This is a genomic window from Bacteroides sp. AN502(2024) (assembly GCF_041227145.1).
Taxonomy (GTDB): domain Bacteria; phylum Bacteroidota; class Bacteroidia; order Bacteroidales; family Bacteroidaceae; genus Bacteroides.
The window spans coordinates 1262847-1275903 of record NZ_JBGFSP010000003.1 but is presented as its reverse complement, the minus strand read 5'-3'; the positions used below and the strand labels follow the sequence as shown (position 1 = coordinate 1275903).

The following is a 13057-nucleotide window of genomic DNA, read 5'->3' as shown; positions in this document are numbered from 1 at the left end:
ATCACCATTTAATCATATTCATGGGATGCTTTTTAAGGCAAGCCATATGTTTTTCCAGAATTATCACCGGCTGGTAAGACAGTTTGGCTTTGCGCAAACCTTCAATACCTAAATCTTCTTCCCGATTGATATAGATATATTGTTCGGGAATCCGGTTGGCAAATTCATAATTGATCATAGCATACGCACCCTCAATGCTGGTATCCGCTTTTTCTACATGCACGCCGAACGTTTCATGGTTGATAGGCATACCGAAAGTGAATGCAACGATTTTACCGTTTACGTGAAGGATACCTCCCGTCAGTCCGAGCGCTTCGAAGTTGTGAAGGGCATAGATAAGAGCACGGCGTTCATTGCCTGTTCCTTCCTGTTGGTCACAATTATTCACTTTACACCATTCTGCTTCCAGATCCAAACATTCCTGAATGCGGTCTGGGGTAATCTGTGTATACTCATAATCCGGATAAGTGTTGCGGAACCGGTTGATATGATTTCTTTTCGCTTGGAATTTCTTACCCTTCAATGTCGAAAGATCACTTTTCAAATAGATATAATCGGCATAGTCGCGGTCTTCTGTGAAAGTGAATTGCTCTGGAAGGATGGCTTCAAGTTCGGTGCGCATATTACTACATACGCCCAGCATACAGAAATATTGGCTCTCTTTGCGGGCATCTTCTATCAGTTCCCACAATACTGCTTTCAAATCTCCCGTGCCTACAGGCATCATATAGGCAAGTTGATCTCCTGCCCAGAACTTGAATAGCAGAAAATTATCTACTACAGCAAATTGTGTGTCGTATAAGAATCTCCAACTACAGAGATTGGAGAACGAAAGATCGCAGTTGCGGCGATCACTTTTCATCGTGAATGAGGTGATTATGTCTTTATCTGCTAATGTGATTTCTTTAAATGGAATCATAAGATTGCTTTTTGCGTTTCACTCTTTATATAACGGAAGATCAAGAGATTTTGTTTTTATAAAACACCTAATGATCGAAGGATGGTAGGCGTTAGCAGTGCAGTGAATATTCCATTCAATGTCAGTCCCAGACTGGCGTATGCTCCATATTTGCTACTGATATCCATAGCGGTAGAGGTACCCACAGCATGCGCGGCTGTTCCCATGGAAAGCCCTTGGGCAATCGGACTGCCCACGTGCATAATTTTCATGGTTTTAAATCCGCAAATAGCCCCTAATAAACCTACTACTACAACAACCGCTGCTGTCAGTGACGGAATACCGCCGATGGCTTTGGTTACTTCCATCGCAATCGGAGTCGTAACCGATTTTGGAGCCAGCGACAGGATTACCTCTTGTGAAGCTCCCATGAACTTTGCAATCAACACTACTGAAATAACTCCGACGATGCAGCCTGCCAGTTGAGACAGTAGAATAGGCAACAACTGTTTTTTTATCATTTCCAGTTGTAGATATAAAGGTACGCCTAAAGCCACAACGGCCGGGCGTAACCAGAATTCGATCAGATGTCCTCCTTTATTATAGGTCTCATAAGAGATGTGGTTCATTTTAAGGAAGATGATTAATAGTGCGATGGTCAGCAATATAGGATTTAATAATACCAGCCCTGTTTTTTTCTGGAGCAGTTTGGCAAAGAAGAAAATCCCGAAGGTAATGGCCAACAGGAAGAAATTATTTTCTAAGAAGTTCATTTTTTTTATTTGTTAAGTTGATTTTGCGAACAATCTGATGTACCCATCCTGTAACGACAAGAACAAGCGCGGTACTGACAATGGTAGCTATCACTATCGGCCAAAATTCAGCCGCAATAACATCAAAGTACAGCATAAGAGCCACACCGGGCGGAATGAAAAAGAATCCCAAGTTAGCAACCAGAAAGTCGGACAACCCCTGTACCCAGTGTAATTTAATCCAACCTAATTTTAGAAAGAGGGTGAGCAGCAGCATACCAATGATGCTGGAGGGGAGCTTGATCCCCGTGAGATAAACAATTAATTCACCCAAAGCCAAACAGCCAAATAAAATGGCGCACTGACGTATCATACTAATAACCTATTGATTTTGTTTGAAAACGCTGCAAAGGTATGAAAAATAGGAGTACAGTGTTAAATATTATAATATTTTAGACTTGAAAGAGAAAAATAGACGGAATTGTAATGTGGATGTTGCAAAATTGAGTACTTTTGCACCGTAAATTACAACTTGTAATGAGGTTTTATAATAATATTCAATATATCTATGCTCAATTTAATCAACCAAATCGTGGCGCGTGCGAAAGCAAATCGCCAACGTATTGTTCTTCCGGAAGGAACTGAAGAACGCACATTGAAAGCTGCCAATATGATTTTGACAGACGAAGTAGCCGATCTGATTTTACTGGGTAAACCGGCTGAAATTAATGAACTTGCTACAAAATGGGGATTGGGAAACATCAGTAAAGCTACTATCATTGATCCTGAAACTTCTCCGAAACACGAAGAATACGCACAGTTGTTGTGTGAGCTTCGTAAAAAGAAGGGGATGACTATTGAAGAAGCCCGTAAATTGACGAGCGATCCTTTGTTCTATGGTTGTTTAATGATTAAGAGCGGTGATGCTGACGGTCAGTTGGCCGGTGCGCGCAACACGACCGGTAACGTACTGCGTCCTGCTTTGCAGATTATCAAGACTGCACCGGGAATCACTTGCGTGTCTGGTGCTATGTTGCTTTTGACTCATGCTCCTGAATACGGAAAGAATGGCATTGTGGTTATGGGTGATGTTGCTGTAACTCCGGTTCCGGATGCTAACCAGCTGGCACAGATTGCTGTTTGTACCGCTCAAACTGCGAAAGCTGTTACCGGTATTGAAAATCCGAAGGTCGCCATGTTGAGCTTCTCTACCAAGGGCTCTGCAAAACACGAAGTGGTAGATAAAGTGGTGGAAGCAACTAAGATTGCCAAAGAAATGGCTCCGACTCTTGATTTGGACGGTGAATTGCAAGCAGATGCTGCCCTTGTTCCTGAAGTAGGTGCAAGCAAGGCTCCGGGATCTCTTGTTGCTGGACAGGCGAACGTTCTGATTGTTCCGAGTCTGGAGGTTGGTAATATCTCTTATAAACTAGTTCAACGTCTGGGTCACGCCGACGCTATCGGTCCGATTCTGCAAGGTATTGCCTGTCCGGTAAACGACTTGTCTCGTGGTTGTTCTATCGAAGATGTATATCGTATGATTGCTATCACAGCTAATCAGGCCATTGCAGCAAAAGCGAATAAATAAGTATTAGATATAAAATATTAAGTATAAATCGACAGCGACATGAAGATTCTGGTATTGAACTGCGGAAGTTCATCTATTAAATATAAATTGTTCGATATGACCACCAAGGAGGTGATTGCACAAGGTGGTATCGAAAAAATCGGTCTGAAAGGATCATTCTTGAAACTTACTTTGCCAAATGGCGAAAAGAAAATATTGGAGAAAGATATTCCCGAACATACAGTGGGCGTGGAATTTATTTTAAATACATTGATTAGTCCTGAATATGGTGCTATCAAGTCTTTGGATGAAATCAATGCGGTAGGTCACCGTATGGTACACGGCGGTGAACGTTTCAGCAAATCTGTATTGCTGACTAAGGAAGTGCTGGAAGCTTTCGCTGCATGTAATGATTTGGCTCCGCTCCATAATCCTGCCAATCTGAAAGGTGTGAATGCCGTTTCTGCCATTCTTCCTCATATTCCGCAGGTAGGTGTCTTTGATACGGCTTTCCATCAGACCATGCCGGATTACGCATATATGTATGCTATTCCTTATGAATTGTACGAGAAATACGGTGTGCGTCGCTATGGCTTCCACGGAACTTCTCATCGTTATGTCTCAAAGCGTGTATGTGAATTCTTGGGGATAAGTCCGATAGGAAAGAAAATTATCACTTGTCATATCGGTAACGGTGGCTCTATTGCAGCTATCAAAGATGGTAAGTGTATAGATACGACTATGGGCTTGACTCCGTTGGAGGGCTTGATGATGGGTACACGTAGCGGTGATATTGATGCCGGCGCGGTAACATTCATCATGGAAAAAGAAGGTTTGAATACCACTGGAGTTTCAAATTTGTTGAATAAGAAGAGTGGTGTACTGGGTATCTCCGGTGTATCAAGCGATATGCGTGAGCTGTTGGCTGCTTGTGCTGCCGGTAATGAGAAAGCAATTCTGGCTGAGAAGATGTATTACTATCGTATCAAGAAATACATCGGTGCTTATGCTGCTGCATTGGGCGGTGTGGATATTATCCTGTTTACAGGTGGTGTCGGTGAAAATCAGATGGAATGTCGTCGTGAAGTTTGTAAGGACATGGAATTCATGGGTATCGAACTTGATAATGAAGTAAATGCCAAGATTCACGGTGAAGAAGCAATCATTTCTACTCCGGCTTCTAAAGTGAAAGTGGTAGTGATTCCGACAGACGAAGAACTGTTGATCGCTTCGGATACAATGGATATTCTGAAGAAATAATCGAACTGATAGAAGTTTAATTGAGGAGAGTGAGGCTGTCTAACAGGTCTCAGTAATTAGAAGTCACCCCTGCCAAAGTATATTTTGGCAGGGGTGAAATCGTTAAGATAGGACTTGTTAAACAGCCTCACTCTTCTTTGCTTTGTATCCGTTTCTACTCCCTACCTTCCTTATACCAAGCTCACGAAATCCACAAAGCGTTTCAATCCCTCTGTCAGCGTAGCACGCGGGCATGCGATGTTCCAGCGCATGAACCCTTCTCCCTCTGCTCCGTACATTGTTCCGGCATTGAGCCACAACCCGGCTTCGGTAACCAATCGCTGTTCGAGTTCCTCCGAGTGCATGTTGAGTTTGCGGCAGTCCATCCAAACGAGATAGGTTCCCTCCAATACCGTAACGGGAAATTCCGGCAGATGCTCACGGCAGAATTTCTGCATGTGGAGATAATTTGCTTGCAGATATTCGATAAGTTGGTTTAGCCATTCTTCTCCTTCGTTGTAAGCCGCTTGTGTAGCGATTATGCCGAATGGATTGACATCGCATACCTCGTTATCGTTGATGGCTCGGTCGATTTTCGCCCGATGGTCAGCATCGGCGCAGATTATGTTCGCAATCTGCAGTCCGGCGATATTGAACGCTTTGCTGGGGGATATGCAGGTGACGGAATGTCGTAGGAAATCTTCCGAAATGGAGGCAAACGGCGTGTAACGGTGTCCCGGAAACACCAGCTCGCAGTGAATCTCGTCCGAAACGACTGTAACGCCATGACGGATACAAATCTCACCGATGCGTACCAATTCTTCTTGTTTCCAGACCCTTCCGACAGGATTATGGGGATTGCACAGCAGCATTACCTTCACTTTCGGATCAGCAGCCTTACGTTCCAGGTCATCAAAATCCATCGTATAGGTGCCGTTGGCATACAACAACGGTGAGCAGACAGCCTTGCAGCCGTTGTTACGGATAGATGAAAAGAAACAGTTATAGACGGGTGTCTGCACCAGTATCTTATCTTTCGGTTGTGTCAAAGCTTTGATAATCGCTGAGATGGCGGGTACTACACCTGATGTATAAATTATCCATTGACGGTTGATCAACCAATCGTGACGGCGTGCAAACCAATCTGTAACAGTATTGTAATAGCTGTCGGGTACATGGGTATAGCCGAAAATGCCGTGTTCCACTCGTTGGTGCAAAGCATCCACAATTGCGGGGGCCGTATGGAAATCCATATCAGCCACCCACATCGGCAATACATTTTCGTTTGGGGCACTGTCCCATTTATAGGAATCGGTTCCCCGGCGTGAAATCTGTTTGTTGAAATCGTATTTCATCTCTTCGTTTTAGTCGGTGAAACAGGTATACTCATCCCTGAGACGGATTTCACAATCAGCGGGCGCCTTGATGTTCTCGTCTATGGTTATGGAACCGAACTCATCGGCTACGATGCGTCCCGACATCGGATTCTTGATGTTCGTGATGGCTCCGCGAATATCGGCCTGCACTGTGCTGTACTCGAATGCCCGGTCGCAGTCGGGGGAGAATGTACAGTTTTCCAGCACGAGATTGTGCGCATAACAGAGTGGCTGTTCGCCCGTAATGTGGCAGTTCACCAGACGTAGATTTTTCGAGTGCCAGCCAAGATACTCGCCGTTGAGTTCGGAATCGTAAATCGTTACGTTCTCTACTTCCCAAAACGCATCCTTTGTCGTAATTCTGGCGTTATGAATCTCTGCATTTCTTACGTACTGGAACACATACTTGCTGTCGCTCTCCAATCCGTCTACATAAATGTCGTTGCTGTACATGAAAGGGTAGGTACCGTCGTGCAATTTGAGATTCTTGATGCGAATATTGTTACAGCGCCAAAACACTTCATCAGCATTGTTCATTGTTACGTTCTCGATGTCGATTTCACTCATCTCACGGAACATTTTGGGTGCGTCGATAATTGTGTCGGTCATCTTCAGGTGGTCGGAGTACCACAAGGCAGAACGCCCCCCGACATCGAAAAAGCAACGTTCAATCTTAAAGCCATGTACGTGCCAAAAAGGATAGTTGCCTTCGAAGCGACAATCTACAGCTTCGATATTCTTGCACTCTTTGATGGCCGATTCTCCAGCACGGATAATCACATTCTCCAGGCGGAGGTCTTGGGAATTGAACAAGGGACGTTCGCCCCCGAATTCACTATCTTTAATCAGTTTCATTTGAAGTATTGTTTTAGTTGTCAGTCATTATTGATTTCAAAAGTTACAGGCACGTTGCCTCTTCCAAGGGCCGAAGCCAGTCCTGACGGATCATTGAGCTGTCCTATACGGGTATAGCTGTAAGGCGACGCGAAGGTTTCATAGAAGAGGACGACACAACTGGAACCATATAGCATCAGATCCCCGTTCCGGATTGTTCCCGGGCGGTAACTGTCTGTGGGCAGACTCTCCGACAGATAATGGTATTTTTCGTTGCTGTTCATTTCGTTCATCGTTATCGTCATAGGCAGCAAAGCGGAAAAAGCACGTGCCGTGGCATTATCCTCAAGTGTGGCTGCGAAGCCACGGTTGCCCACATGGATTATAATGTTTCTATTCATTTTATTTTCTCCTTCATTGTTTTCGTTGTCATTATTCTCCTTATTGTCATTTCCGCTCTCTGAATTGTCGTTCTCTCCCGTCCCTTCGGGATTCGGGACGGGCGTAGCAGGCTTCTCCGTTATGGGGTCATCGTCAGTACCGCATGCAGTCTGTACGGATGCGATTGTCATAAGCAGCAAGCCCAGAACTATCATACATTTGTTCATATCTTGTTCTATTTTAAGATTCTGTTTCCCATCTTTTACTAGTCCTGTTTTCTACACTTGTTTTCTATCCGTTGTGCGTATGTCGGTCGTATCATATCGACCTCACGTTATTTTAAGTATTCGTTGAAAAAATCCTCCAGTTTGTCAAACGGAATCATGTCTGTCCGGTCGTACAAATCCGTATGCACGGCCTTGGGAATAATCACCAGTTCCTTGTTGTCACCTTTCAACCTCTTGAAGACATCCTCACTGAAATAACGGGAGTGGGCTTTTTCTCCATGAATGAGCAGCACGGCATTACGGATCTCATCGGCATAGGCAAGTATGGGAGCATTGACAAACGCGAGCGCCGAGGTCTTGTTCCAGCCCAGACCGGAGTTGATCGAACGCGGATGATAGCCTCGTTCAGTCTTGTAATAATCGTAGTAATCCTTCATGAACTGCGGTGCGTCATCGGCTGGTTTCGGGTTCATGACAGTGCGGGGATAAGTGCCGGTACGATAATCCTCCGTGCGCTGTGCATTGAGTTCCTGACGCATTTTATAGCGTGCATCCGCGTTATCTGCGGCATCGGAATAACCGTTTGCCGTGACACGACTCATGTCGTACATGGTGGAAGCTACTGTTGCCTTGATGCGGGTGTCGTTGGCTGCCGCATTGATGGCAAAACCTCCCCAACCGCAAATACCGATGATGCCGATGCGCCCGGCATCCACATCCGGACGTGCCGCAAGGTAATCCACTGCTGCCGAGAAATCTTCAGTATTGATATCCGGTGAGGCCACACCGCGAGGTTGTCCGCCACTCTCACCGGTAAACGAGGGATCAAAAGCAATGGTCAGGAAACCTCGCTCGGCAAGCGTCTGGGCATACAATCCCGATGCCTGTTCTTTCACTGCACCGAACGGACCGCTGACGGCGATAGCCGGCAGTTTACTCTCGGCGGTCGTTTGGGGTACATATAAATCGGCAGCGAGCGTGATGCCGTACCGATTGACAAAGGTTATTTTGCTATGATTTACCTTGTCGCTTTTCGGGAACGTTTTGTCCCACTCTTTCGTAAGTTTCAGCTCTTCCATATTCAGGTTGCATTGAAGGGTTTGTGCCGGGCTTTCCGTCAGTCCGGAGAGGGTGAGGATCGCAGCGGTCAAAAAGATGAATCGTTTCATAACTGATATGCTTTTATGGATAACTACTTTTTTTTCTTTTCACATCGCAAAGTTACAGGAGATTACAGAGAGACTTGGTAGATGAATTACAGATATTATAACCCCGATTACATAATTTCCGGAAAGAATGGTATAAATCTGTGGCCGAGGTTATATGATCAGTAATTGGGGTTATTGTAAGATCCGGAGAAATTAAGAAAATTACGGGCATTTCGCCTGATGAATACAGGCGTTCGTTGAATTAGCATATTGTCTATATAATAAGAGAGTTCCTTATTATTTTTTATAATCAGTTTCTGCTTTCACATTCTTGTTGTATTTTTGCGCAGTATAAAATAGGATATTCATGCGTTACTCGGTCATCATCCCCGTTTACAATCGTCCTGATGAAGTGGACGAATTATTGCACAGTCTTACGGTGCAACACTTTAAAGATTTTGAAGTTGTCGTGGTAGAAGATGGTTCCTCCTTCCCCTGTAAGGAGGTCGTAGACCGGTATGCAGGTCGGTTGAATATCAAGTATTTCTCCAAACCCAACTCCGGTCCGGGGCAAACCCGAAATTACGGAGCCGAACGCAGTGAAGGGGATTACCTTATTATATTGGATTCTGATGTGATTCTGCCCGAAGGGTATTTCGATGCTGTAGAGAAAGAACTTCTCACCTCTTTGGCTGATGCCTTTGGGGGTCCCGACCGTGCCCATGCTTCCTTTACCGACATTCAAAAAGCAATTAATTATTCCATGACCTCCTTCTTCACCACAGGCGGTATCCGCGGGGGGAAAAAGAAAATGGATACATTCTATCCCCGCAGTTTCAATATGGGAGTGCGCAGGGGAGTGTACGAGGCTTTGGGAGGATTCTCCAAGATGCGTTTCGGCGAAGATATTGATTTCAGCATCCGTATCTTTAAGAAGGGTTATGCTTGTCGTCTTTTTCCGGATGCCTGGGTGTATCATAAACGGCGGACCGATTTGAAGAAGTTCTTCAAGCAGGTTCATAACTCCGGCATTGCTCGTATCAACCTTTATAAGAAGTATCCGGATTCTTTAAAACTGGTGCATGGATTGCCTGCCGTTTTTACATTGGGGGTGACGCTTCTGCTGTTGGGCACTTCGTTTTCTCTTTTCAGCCTTACGCCGATTCTTCTTTATGCAGTGCTGGTGTGCATCGATTCTGCCATTCGGAATAAGAGCCTGACCATTGGAATTTATTCCATTGCCGCCGCATTTATACAGCTTATCGGCTACGGAACAGGATTCTGGCGTGCATGGTGGCAGCGTTGCGTCAGAGGGAAGGATGAGTTCGAAGCTTTTCAGAAGAATTTTTATAAGTAATCAATCTCTTGTTGGAGCACAGAAAAAGAAGATATAGGTTGTTAAATACTTCTTTTATAGCATAGACTCTCTTTTAAAGAACTATCTTTATGTCCTCAAACTAAAGTAAATGGAAAGTAAAAACAAACTGTCCATCAACCAATGGGCACTGGAGGACCGCCCGAGGGAGAAAATGATGGAGAAGGGAGCAGCCGCATTGAGTGATGCCGAACTACTCGCTATATTAATCGGCTCCGGAAATACCGAAGAGAGTGCTGTCGAACTGATGCGACGCCTGCTTCTGTCTTGTGATAATAATCTTAATTCCTTGGCAAAATGGGACGTTTGCGACTATTCCCGTTTTAAAGGCATGGGGCCGGCGAAGAGTGTCACGGTAATGGCTGCATTGGAACTCGGAAAACGACGAAAGCTGCAGGGTATAAGAGAAAGGCCTCGAATCAGTTGTTCAAAAGATATCTATGAAATCTTTCAACCTTTGATGTGCGATCTGGAACAAGAAGAATTCTGGGTTCTTTTGTTGAACCAGGCTATGAAACTGATTGATAAGGTGCGTATCAGTACCGGCGGGATAGACGGAACATACACCGATGTACGTATGATTCTTCGAGAAGCACTGTTGCAAAGAGCCACACAAATAGCTGTGGTCCATAATCATCCTTCGGGGAATACCCGTCCCAGTCAGCCAGATAAAACCTTGACGGAACACATTCGCAAAGCAGCCGGTACGATGAACATCCGCCTGATCGATCACGTAGTCGTTTGTGAAGAGGGATTTTTTAGTTTTGCAGATGAAGGATTACTTTGAATGATTGGCTTTCTACAGTCATTTGTCGTCCCGAAATGTGATCTTAATCAACCGGAGACAAGGAACAGACGGTGTGTTATTCAGGCAGGCGACATACATTCTGTTTCTAGTTTTTTATGTTTCATTTTTTATCTCTATCTTTGCGATACATAAAAATGAAAGGATGTATGGAAAAGATTGAAATAGAAGAAAAGATTGTAGGCATGCTGAAAACGGTGTATGACCCGGAGATTCCGGTGAATGTGTACGATCTTGGACTGATTTATAAGATCGATGTCGCAGAGGATGGGGAAGTGGTACTGGATATGACGCTGACTGCTCCTAACTGTCCGGCAGCTGATTTTATCATGGAGGATATCCGTCAGAAGGTGGAATCGGTGGAAGGGGTGACTTCGGCTGTTGTCAACTTGGTCTTCGAACCGGAATGGGACAAGGATATGATGAGTGAAGAGGCGAAACTCGAATTGGGCTTCCTTTAGTGATGAGCGGACAGGAGTCATACCGACAGCTCAGGCTTGCCTGCTCATGACTTATCGCTTATAACCAAATAATTAGAACACTTATGAAGAACGTTTATTTCCTTTCCGACGCGCATCTTGGTTCCCGTGCCATTGAACACGGGCGTACTCAAGAAAGACGCCTGGTGAACTTTCTCGACAGCATAAAGCACAAGGCTTCTGCCGTGTACCTGTTGGGAGATATGTTCGATTTCTGGTATGAATTCCGGTTGGTGGTTCCCAAAGGCTATACCCGTTTCTTAGGAAAGCTTTCCGAACTCACGGATATGGGAGTAGAGGTTCATTACTTTATCGGCAATCATGATATCTGGTGCGGAGATTACCTCACGAAGGAGTGTGGGGTTATCCTGCATCGTGAACCGTTGACTACCGAAATCTATGGGAAAGAATTTTATCTGGCTCATGGCGACGGACTGGGCGATCCGGACAAGAAGTTCAAACTGCTCCGTGCCATGTTTCACAGCAAAACATTGCAGGCATTATTTTCCGCGATTCATCCCCGTTGGAGCGTGGAGCTCGGTTTGTCATGGGCGAAGCGTAGCCGGCAGAAACGGGTTGACGGAAGGGAACCCGACTATATGGGTGAGAACCAAGAGCACTTGGTTCTGTACACTAAAGAGTATTTGAGGAGTCATCCGAATATCAACTTCTTTATTTACGGGCATCGTCACATCGAACTGGATCTGATGCTAAGCACCACTTCGCGCGTGCTGATTTTGGGGGACTGGATTCACTATTTCTCCTATGCCGTATTTGACGGCGAGAATCTTTTTCTTGAAGAATATGTAGAAGGCGAGACGCAAGTTTGAGACAAAAGGAATCGCTCCGGAAGGACTCAGGCCTCATCCTATGCTCAACCCCTTGCATCAAGTTGTTAAGGTACTCTTCTATCATATTATTATTTTTAGGGGTACGTGAGAACTTTCATGCTGCCTGGTTTATATGGTTAGTTTGTATGTCATCAATATTTAAAATATCTTCTATATCACTGATTGTTATGGAAAAATCACTATATATTTAGTTATTGTATTTCTCCTCTTTAGGATAAATGATACGATCTGCTTTCATAATGTATGAAAGAACTTTTATGATGGCGTATTTTTCTATTGTTGTGAAACTATTCATAATGTTTGATTATAGAAGAAGTTGTGATAGGTATCATTATCAATATTAATTATATACATGTTTTCCCTTGCACGTGTTATCGCCGTATATATCGTTTGTGGTGACATTGGACGAAATGTCGTATTGTGTAAAACAAGGTCATTCTCTAGAATAACTATAACGGAAGGAGATTCCCAGCCCTTGAAACTTTGTATGGTAGATATTTTCAAACAACGTTTGTCTGTCGTAAACAATTACTTTCTTGTTCGTTCAAGAGCTTCAAAATCCCTATTAAATTTCCAATTGGCAGCCTTTTCATCAGAACCTGATGTATTTGCTTTAACCGTTCAAGAGTTTCGTTTGAAATAAATGTTATTTCTGTTTGTTCGTTTGTTCTTTGTCGATAAAGGATGTCAATATTGCGAAGCAATTTTGTTGACGAAGCAAGTACAACAAAATCTCTTGCTTCGTTATTGTCATTGGAAATGATATTGATTATATTAGTTATTATGGATTCAAAGGAATTATTTTTTCTCAGTTCAATATAAGTTAAAATTTGAAAATTGAATGTATTTGACATGGCATTTCCCGCAGCTATATTATCAACAGGTAAATTTGCCATAAATTGTGTTTGAAATGCTGTGGCAAGATTAGCAAGGCGCGGATTAGTAAATCTTCGGCTGGTTGTTAATTGCCGATTCCATTGTCCTCCAATAACACCTAACCGGATGTCACCATTTGTATCTAAAGGTCGTTGATATACATTTTGTTTTGGATCTCCAAATACTACCAGTTCACCATTAGGCTCTAAGAGAAAATTTTGCATAACGATGCGAAGCCATTCCGTAGTA

The 13057-nt window shown here is 44.0% G+C and carries 14 protein-coding genes; 6 read left to right on the top strand and 8 right to left on the bottom strand.

The annotated features are described in order from the left end of the window. Position 1: 1 nt before the first annotated feature. Genes AB9N12_RS05080 through AB9N12_RS05070 form a run of 3 tightly spaced genes read right to left on the bottom strand, consistent with a single transcriptional unit; the run spans position 2 to position 2023 of the window. The gene (locus tag AB9N12_RS05080; RefSeq protein ID WP_369890236.1) at positions 2 to 919 is read right to left on the bottom strand and encodes a DUF2156 domain-containing protein; all 918 of its coding nucleotides are present in this window, start codon (positions 917 to 919) and stop codon (positions 2 to 4) included. Positions 920 to 975: 56 nt separating this feature from the next. Beyond that, the gene (locus tag AB9N12_RS05075; protein WP_369890235.1) at positions 976 to 1671 is read right to left on the bottom strand and encodes an LrgB family protein; all 696 of its coding nucleotides are present in this window, start codon (positions 1669 to 1671) and stop codon (positions 976 to 978) included. Beyond that, positions 1652 to 2023: a CidA/LrgA family protein gene (locus tag AB9N12_RS05070; protein ID WP_369890233.1), complete on the bottom strand. Its 372-nt coding sequence runs from the start codon at positions 2021 to 2023 to the stop codon at positions 1652 to 1654. The genes AB9N12_RS05075 and AB9N12_RS05070 overlap by 20 nt, the downstream gene beginning before the upstream one ends. A gap of 195 nt (positions 2024 to 2218) precedes the next feature. On the opposite strand from AB9N12_RS05070, the gene pta reads away from it, so the two are divergent. Together pta and AB9N12_RS05060 are read left to right on the top strand one after the other, a co-directional pair. Then, the gene (gene pta, locus AB9N12_RS05065; protein WP_369890231.1) at positions 2219 to 3238 is read left to right on the top strand and encodes a phosphate acetyltransferase; all 1020 of its coding nucleotides are present in this window, start codon (positions 2219 to 2221) and stop codon (positions 3236 to 3238) included. 39 nt (positions 3239 to 3277) lie between these two features. Then, on the top strand, positions 3278 to 4477 hold the full coding sequence (locus AB9N12_RS05060; RefSeq protein WP_369890229.1) for an acetate kinase: 1200 nt from the start codon (positions 3278 to 3280) through the stop codon (positions 4475 to 4477). 170 nt (positions 4478 to 4647) lie between these two features. Here AB9N12_RS05060 and AB9N12_RS05055 read toward each other — a convergent pair whose 3' ends face one another. From AB9N12_RS05055 to AB9N12_RS05040, 4 genes are all read right to left on the bottom strand, one after another. Next, the gene (locus AB9N12_RS05055; RefSeq protein WP_369890226.1) at positions 4648 to 5811 is read right to left on the bottom strand and encodes a MalY/PatB family protein; all 1164 of its coding nucleotides are present in this window, start codon (positions 5809 to 5811) and stop codon (positions 4648 to 4650) included. A 9-nt stretch (positions 5812 to 5820) separates the two neighbouring features. Continuing rightward, the gene (locus AB9N12_RS05050) at positions 5821 to 6687 is read right to left on the bottom strand and encodes a DUF3737 family protein (RefSeq protein WP_369890224.1); all 867 of its coding nucleotides are present in this window, start codon (positions 6685 to 6687) and stop codon (positions 5821 to 5823) included. 20 nt (positions 6688 to 6707) lie between these two features. Beyond that, the gene (locus tag AB9N12_RS05045) at positions 6708 to 7274 is read right to left on the bottom strand and encodes a cyclophilin-like fold protein (protein WP_369890222.1); all 567 of its coding nucleotides are present in this window, start codon (positions 7272 to 7274) and stop codon (positions 6708 to 6710) included. Positions 7275 to 7381: 107 nt separating this feature from the next. Beyond that, on the bottom strand, positions 7382 to 8443 hold the full coding sequence (locus tag AB9N12_RS05040; protein WP_369890220.1) for an alpha/beta hydrolase: 1062 nt from the start codon (positions 8441 to 8443) through the stop codon (positions 7382 to 7384). Positions 8444 to 8789: 346 nt separating this feature from the next. On the opposite strand from AB9N12_RS05040, the gene AB9N12_RS05035 reads away from it, so the two are divergent. From AB9N12_RS05035 to AB9N12_RS05020, 4 genes are all read left to right on the top strand, one after another. Continuing rightward, positions 8790 to 9779 carry a glycosyltransferase family 2 protein gene (locus AB9N12_RS05035; protein ID WP_369890218.1) on the top strand — a complete coding sequence of 330 codons (990 nt, stop codon included), beginning with the start codon at positions 8790 to 8792 and terminating at the stop codon, positions 9777 to 9779. Between the two features lie 109 nt (positions 9780 to 9888). Beyond that, positions 9889 to 10584 (top strand): DNA repair protein RadC, encoded by a 696-nt coding sequence (gene radC, locus AB9N12_RS05030; protein WP_369890216.1) that lies wholly within the window; start codon positions 9889 to 9891, stop codon positions 10582 to 10584. 167 nt (positions 10585 to 10751) lie between these two features. Further along, the gene (locus AB9N12_RS05025; protein WP_369890215.1) at positions 10752 to 11063 is read left to right on the top strand and encodes a metal-sulfur cluster assembly factor; all 312 of its coding nucleotides are present in this window, start codon (positions 10752 to 10754) and stop codon (positions 11061 to 11063) included. Positions 11064 to 11146: 83 nt separating this feature from the next. Further along, entirely contained in the window at positions 11147 to 11911 is a 765-nt protein-coding gene (locus tag AB9N12_RS05020; RefSeq protein ID WP_369890213.1) for a UDP-2,3-diacylglucosamine diphosphatase, read from the top strand. A gap of 521 nt (positions 11912 to 12432) precedes the next feature. Here AB9N12_RS05020 and AB9N12_RS05015 read toward each other — a convergent pair. Next, positions 12433 to 13032 (bottom strand): hypothetical protein, encoded by a 600-nt coding sequence (locus tag AB9N12_RS05015; RefSeq protein WP_369890211.1) that lies wholly within the window; start codon positions 13030 to 13032, stop codon positions 12433 to 12435. Positions 13033 to 13057 lie beyond the last annotated feature (25 nt).

Bases quoted from the DNA above. Each gene is read 5' to 3' on its own strand.
- AB9N12_RS05035 (WP_369890218.1), top strand. From the start codon at position 8,790: ATGCGTTACTCGGTCATCATCCCCGTTTACAATCGTCCTGATGAAGTG.
- AB9N12_RS05040 (WP_369890220.1), bottom strand. From the start codon at position 8,443: ATGAAACGATTCATCTTTTTGACCGCTGCGATCCTCACCCTCTCCGGA.
- AB9N12_RS05020 (WP_369890213.1), top strand. From the start codon at position 11,147: ATGAAGAACGTTTATTTCCTTTCCGACGCGCATCTTGGTTCCCGTGCC.
- AB9N12_RS05025 (WP_369890215.1), top strand. From the start codon at position 10,752: ATGGAAAAGATTGAAATAGAAGAAAAGATTGTAGGCATGCTGAAAACG.
- AB9N12_RS05075 (WP_369890235.1), bottom strand. From the start codon at position 1,671: ATGAACTTCTTAGAAAATAATTTCTTCCTGTTGGCCATTACCTTCGGG.
- radC (WP_369890216.1), top strand. From the start codon at position 9,889: ATGGAAAGTAAAAACAAACTGTCCATCAACCAATGGGCACTGGAGGAC.
- AB9N12_RS05055 (WP_369890226.1), bottom strand. From the start codon at position 5,811: ATGAAATACGATTTCAACAAACAGATTTCACGCCGGGGAACCGATTCC.
- AB9N12_RS05080 (WP_369890236.1), bottom strand. From the start codon at position 919: ATGATTCCATTTAAAGAAATCACATTAGCAGATAAAGACATAATCACC.
- pta (WP_369890231.1), top strand. From the start codon at position 2,219: ATGCTCAATTTAATCAACCAAATCGTGGCGCGTGCGAAAGCAAATCGC.
- AB9N12_RS05060 (WP_369890229.1), top strand. From the start codon at position 3,278: ATGAAGATTCTGGTATTGAACTGCGGAAGTTCATCTATTAAATATAAA.
- AB9N12_RS05045 (WP_369890222.1), bottom strand. From the start codon at position 7,274: ATGAACAAATGTATGATAGTTCTGGGCTTGCTGCTTATGACAATCGCA.
- AB9N12_RS05015 (WP_369890211.1), bottom strand. From the start codon at position 13,032: ATGCAAAATTTTCTCTTAGAGCCTAATGGTGAACTGGTAGTATTTGGA.
- AB9N12_RS05050 (WP_369890224.1), bottom strand. From the start codon at position 6,687: ATGAAACTGATTAAAGATAGTGAATTCGGGGGCGAACGTCCCTTGTTC.
- AB9N12_RS05070 (WP_369890233.1), bottom strand. From the start codon at position 2,023: ATGATACGTCAGTGCGCCATTTTATTTGGCTGTTTGGCTTTGGGTGAA.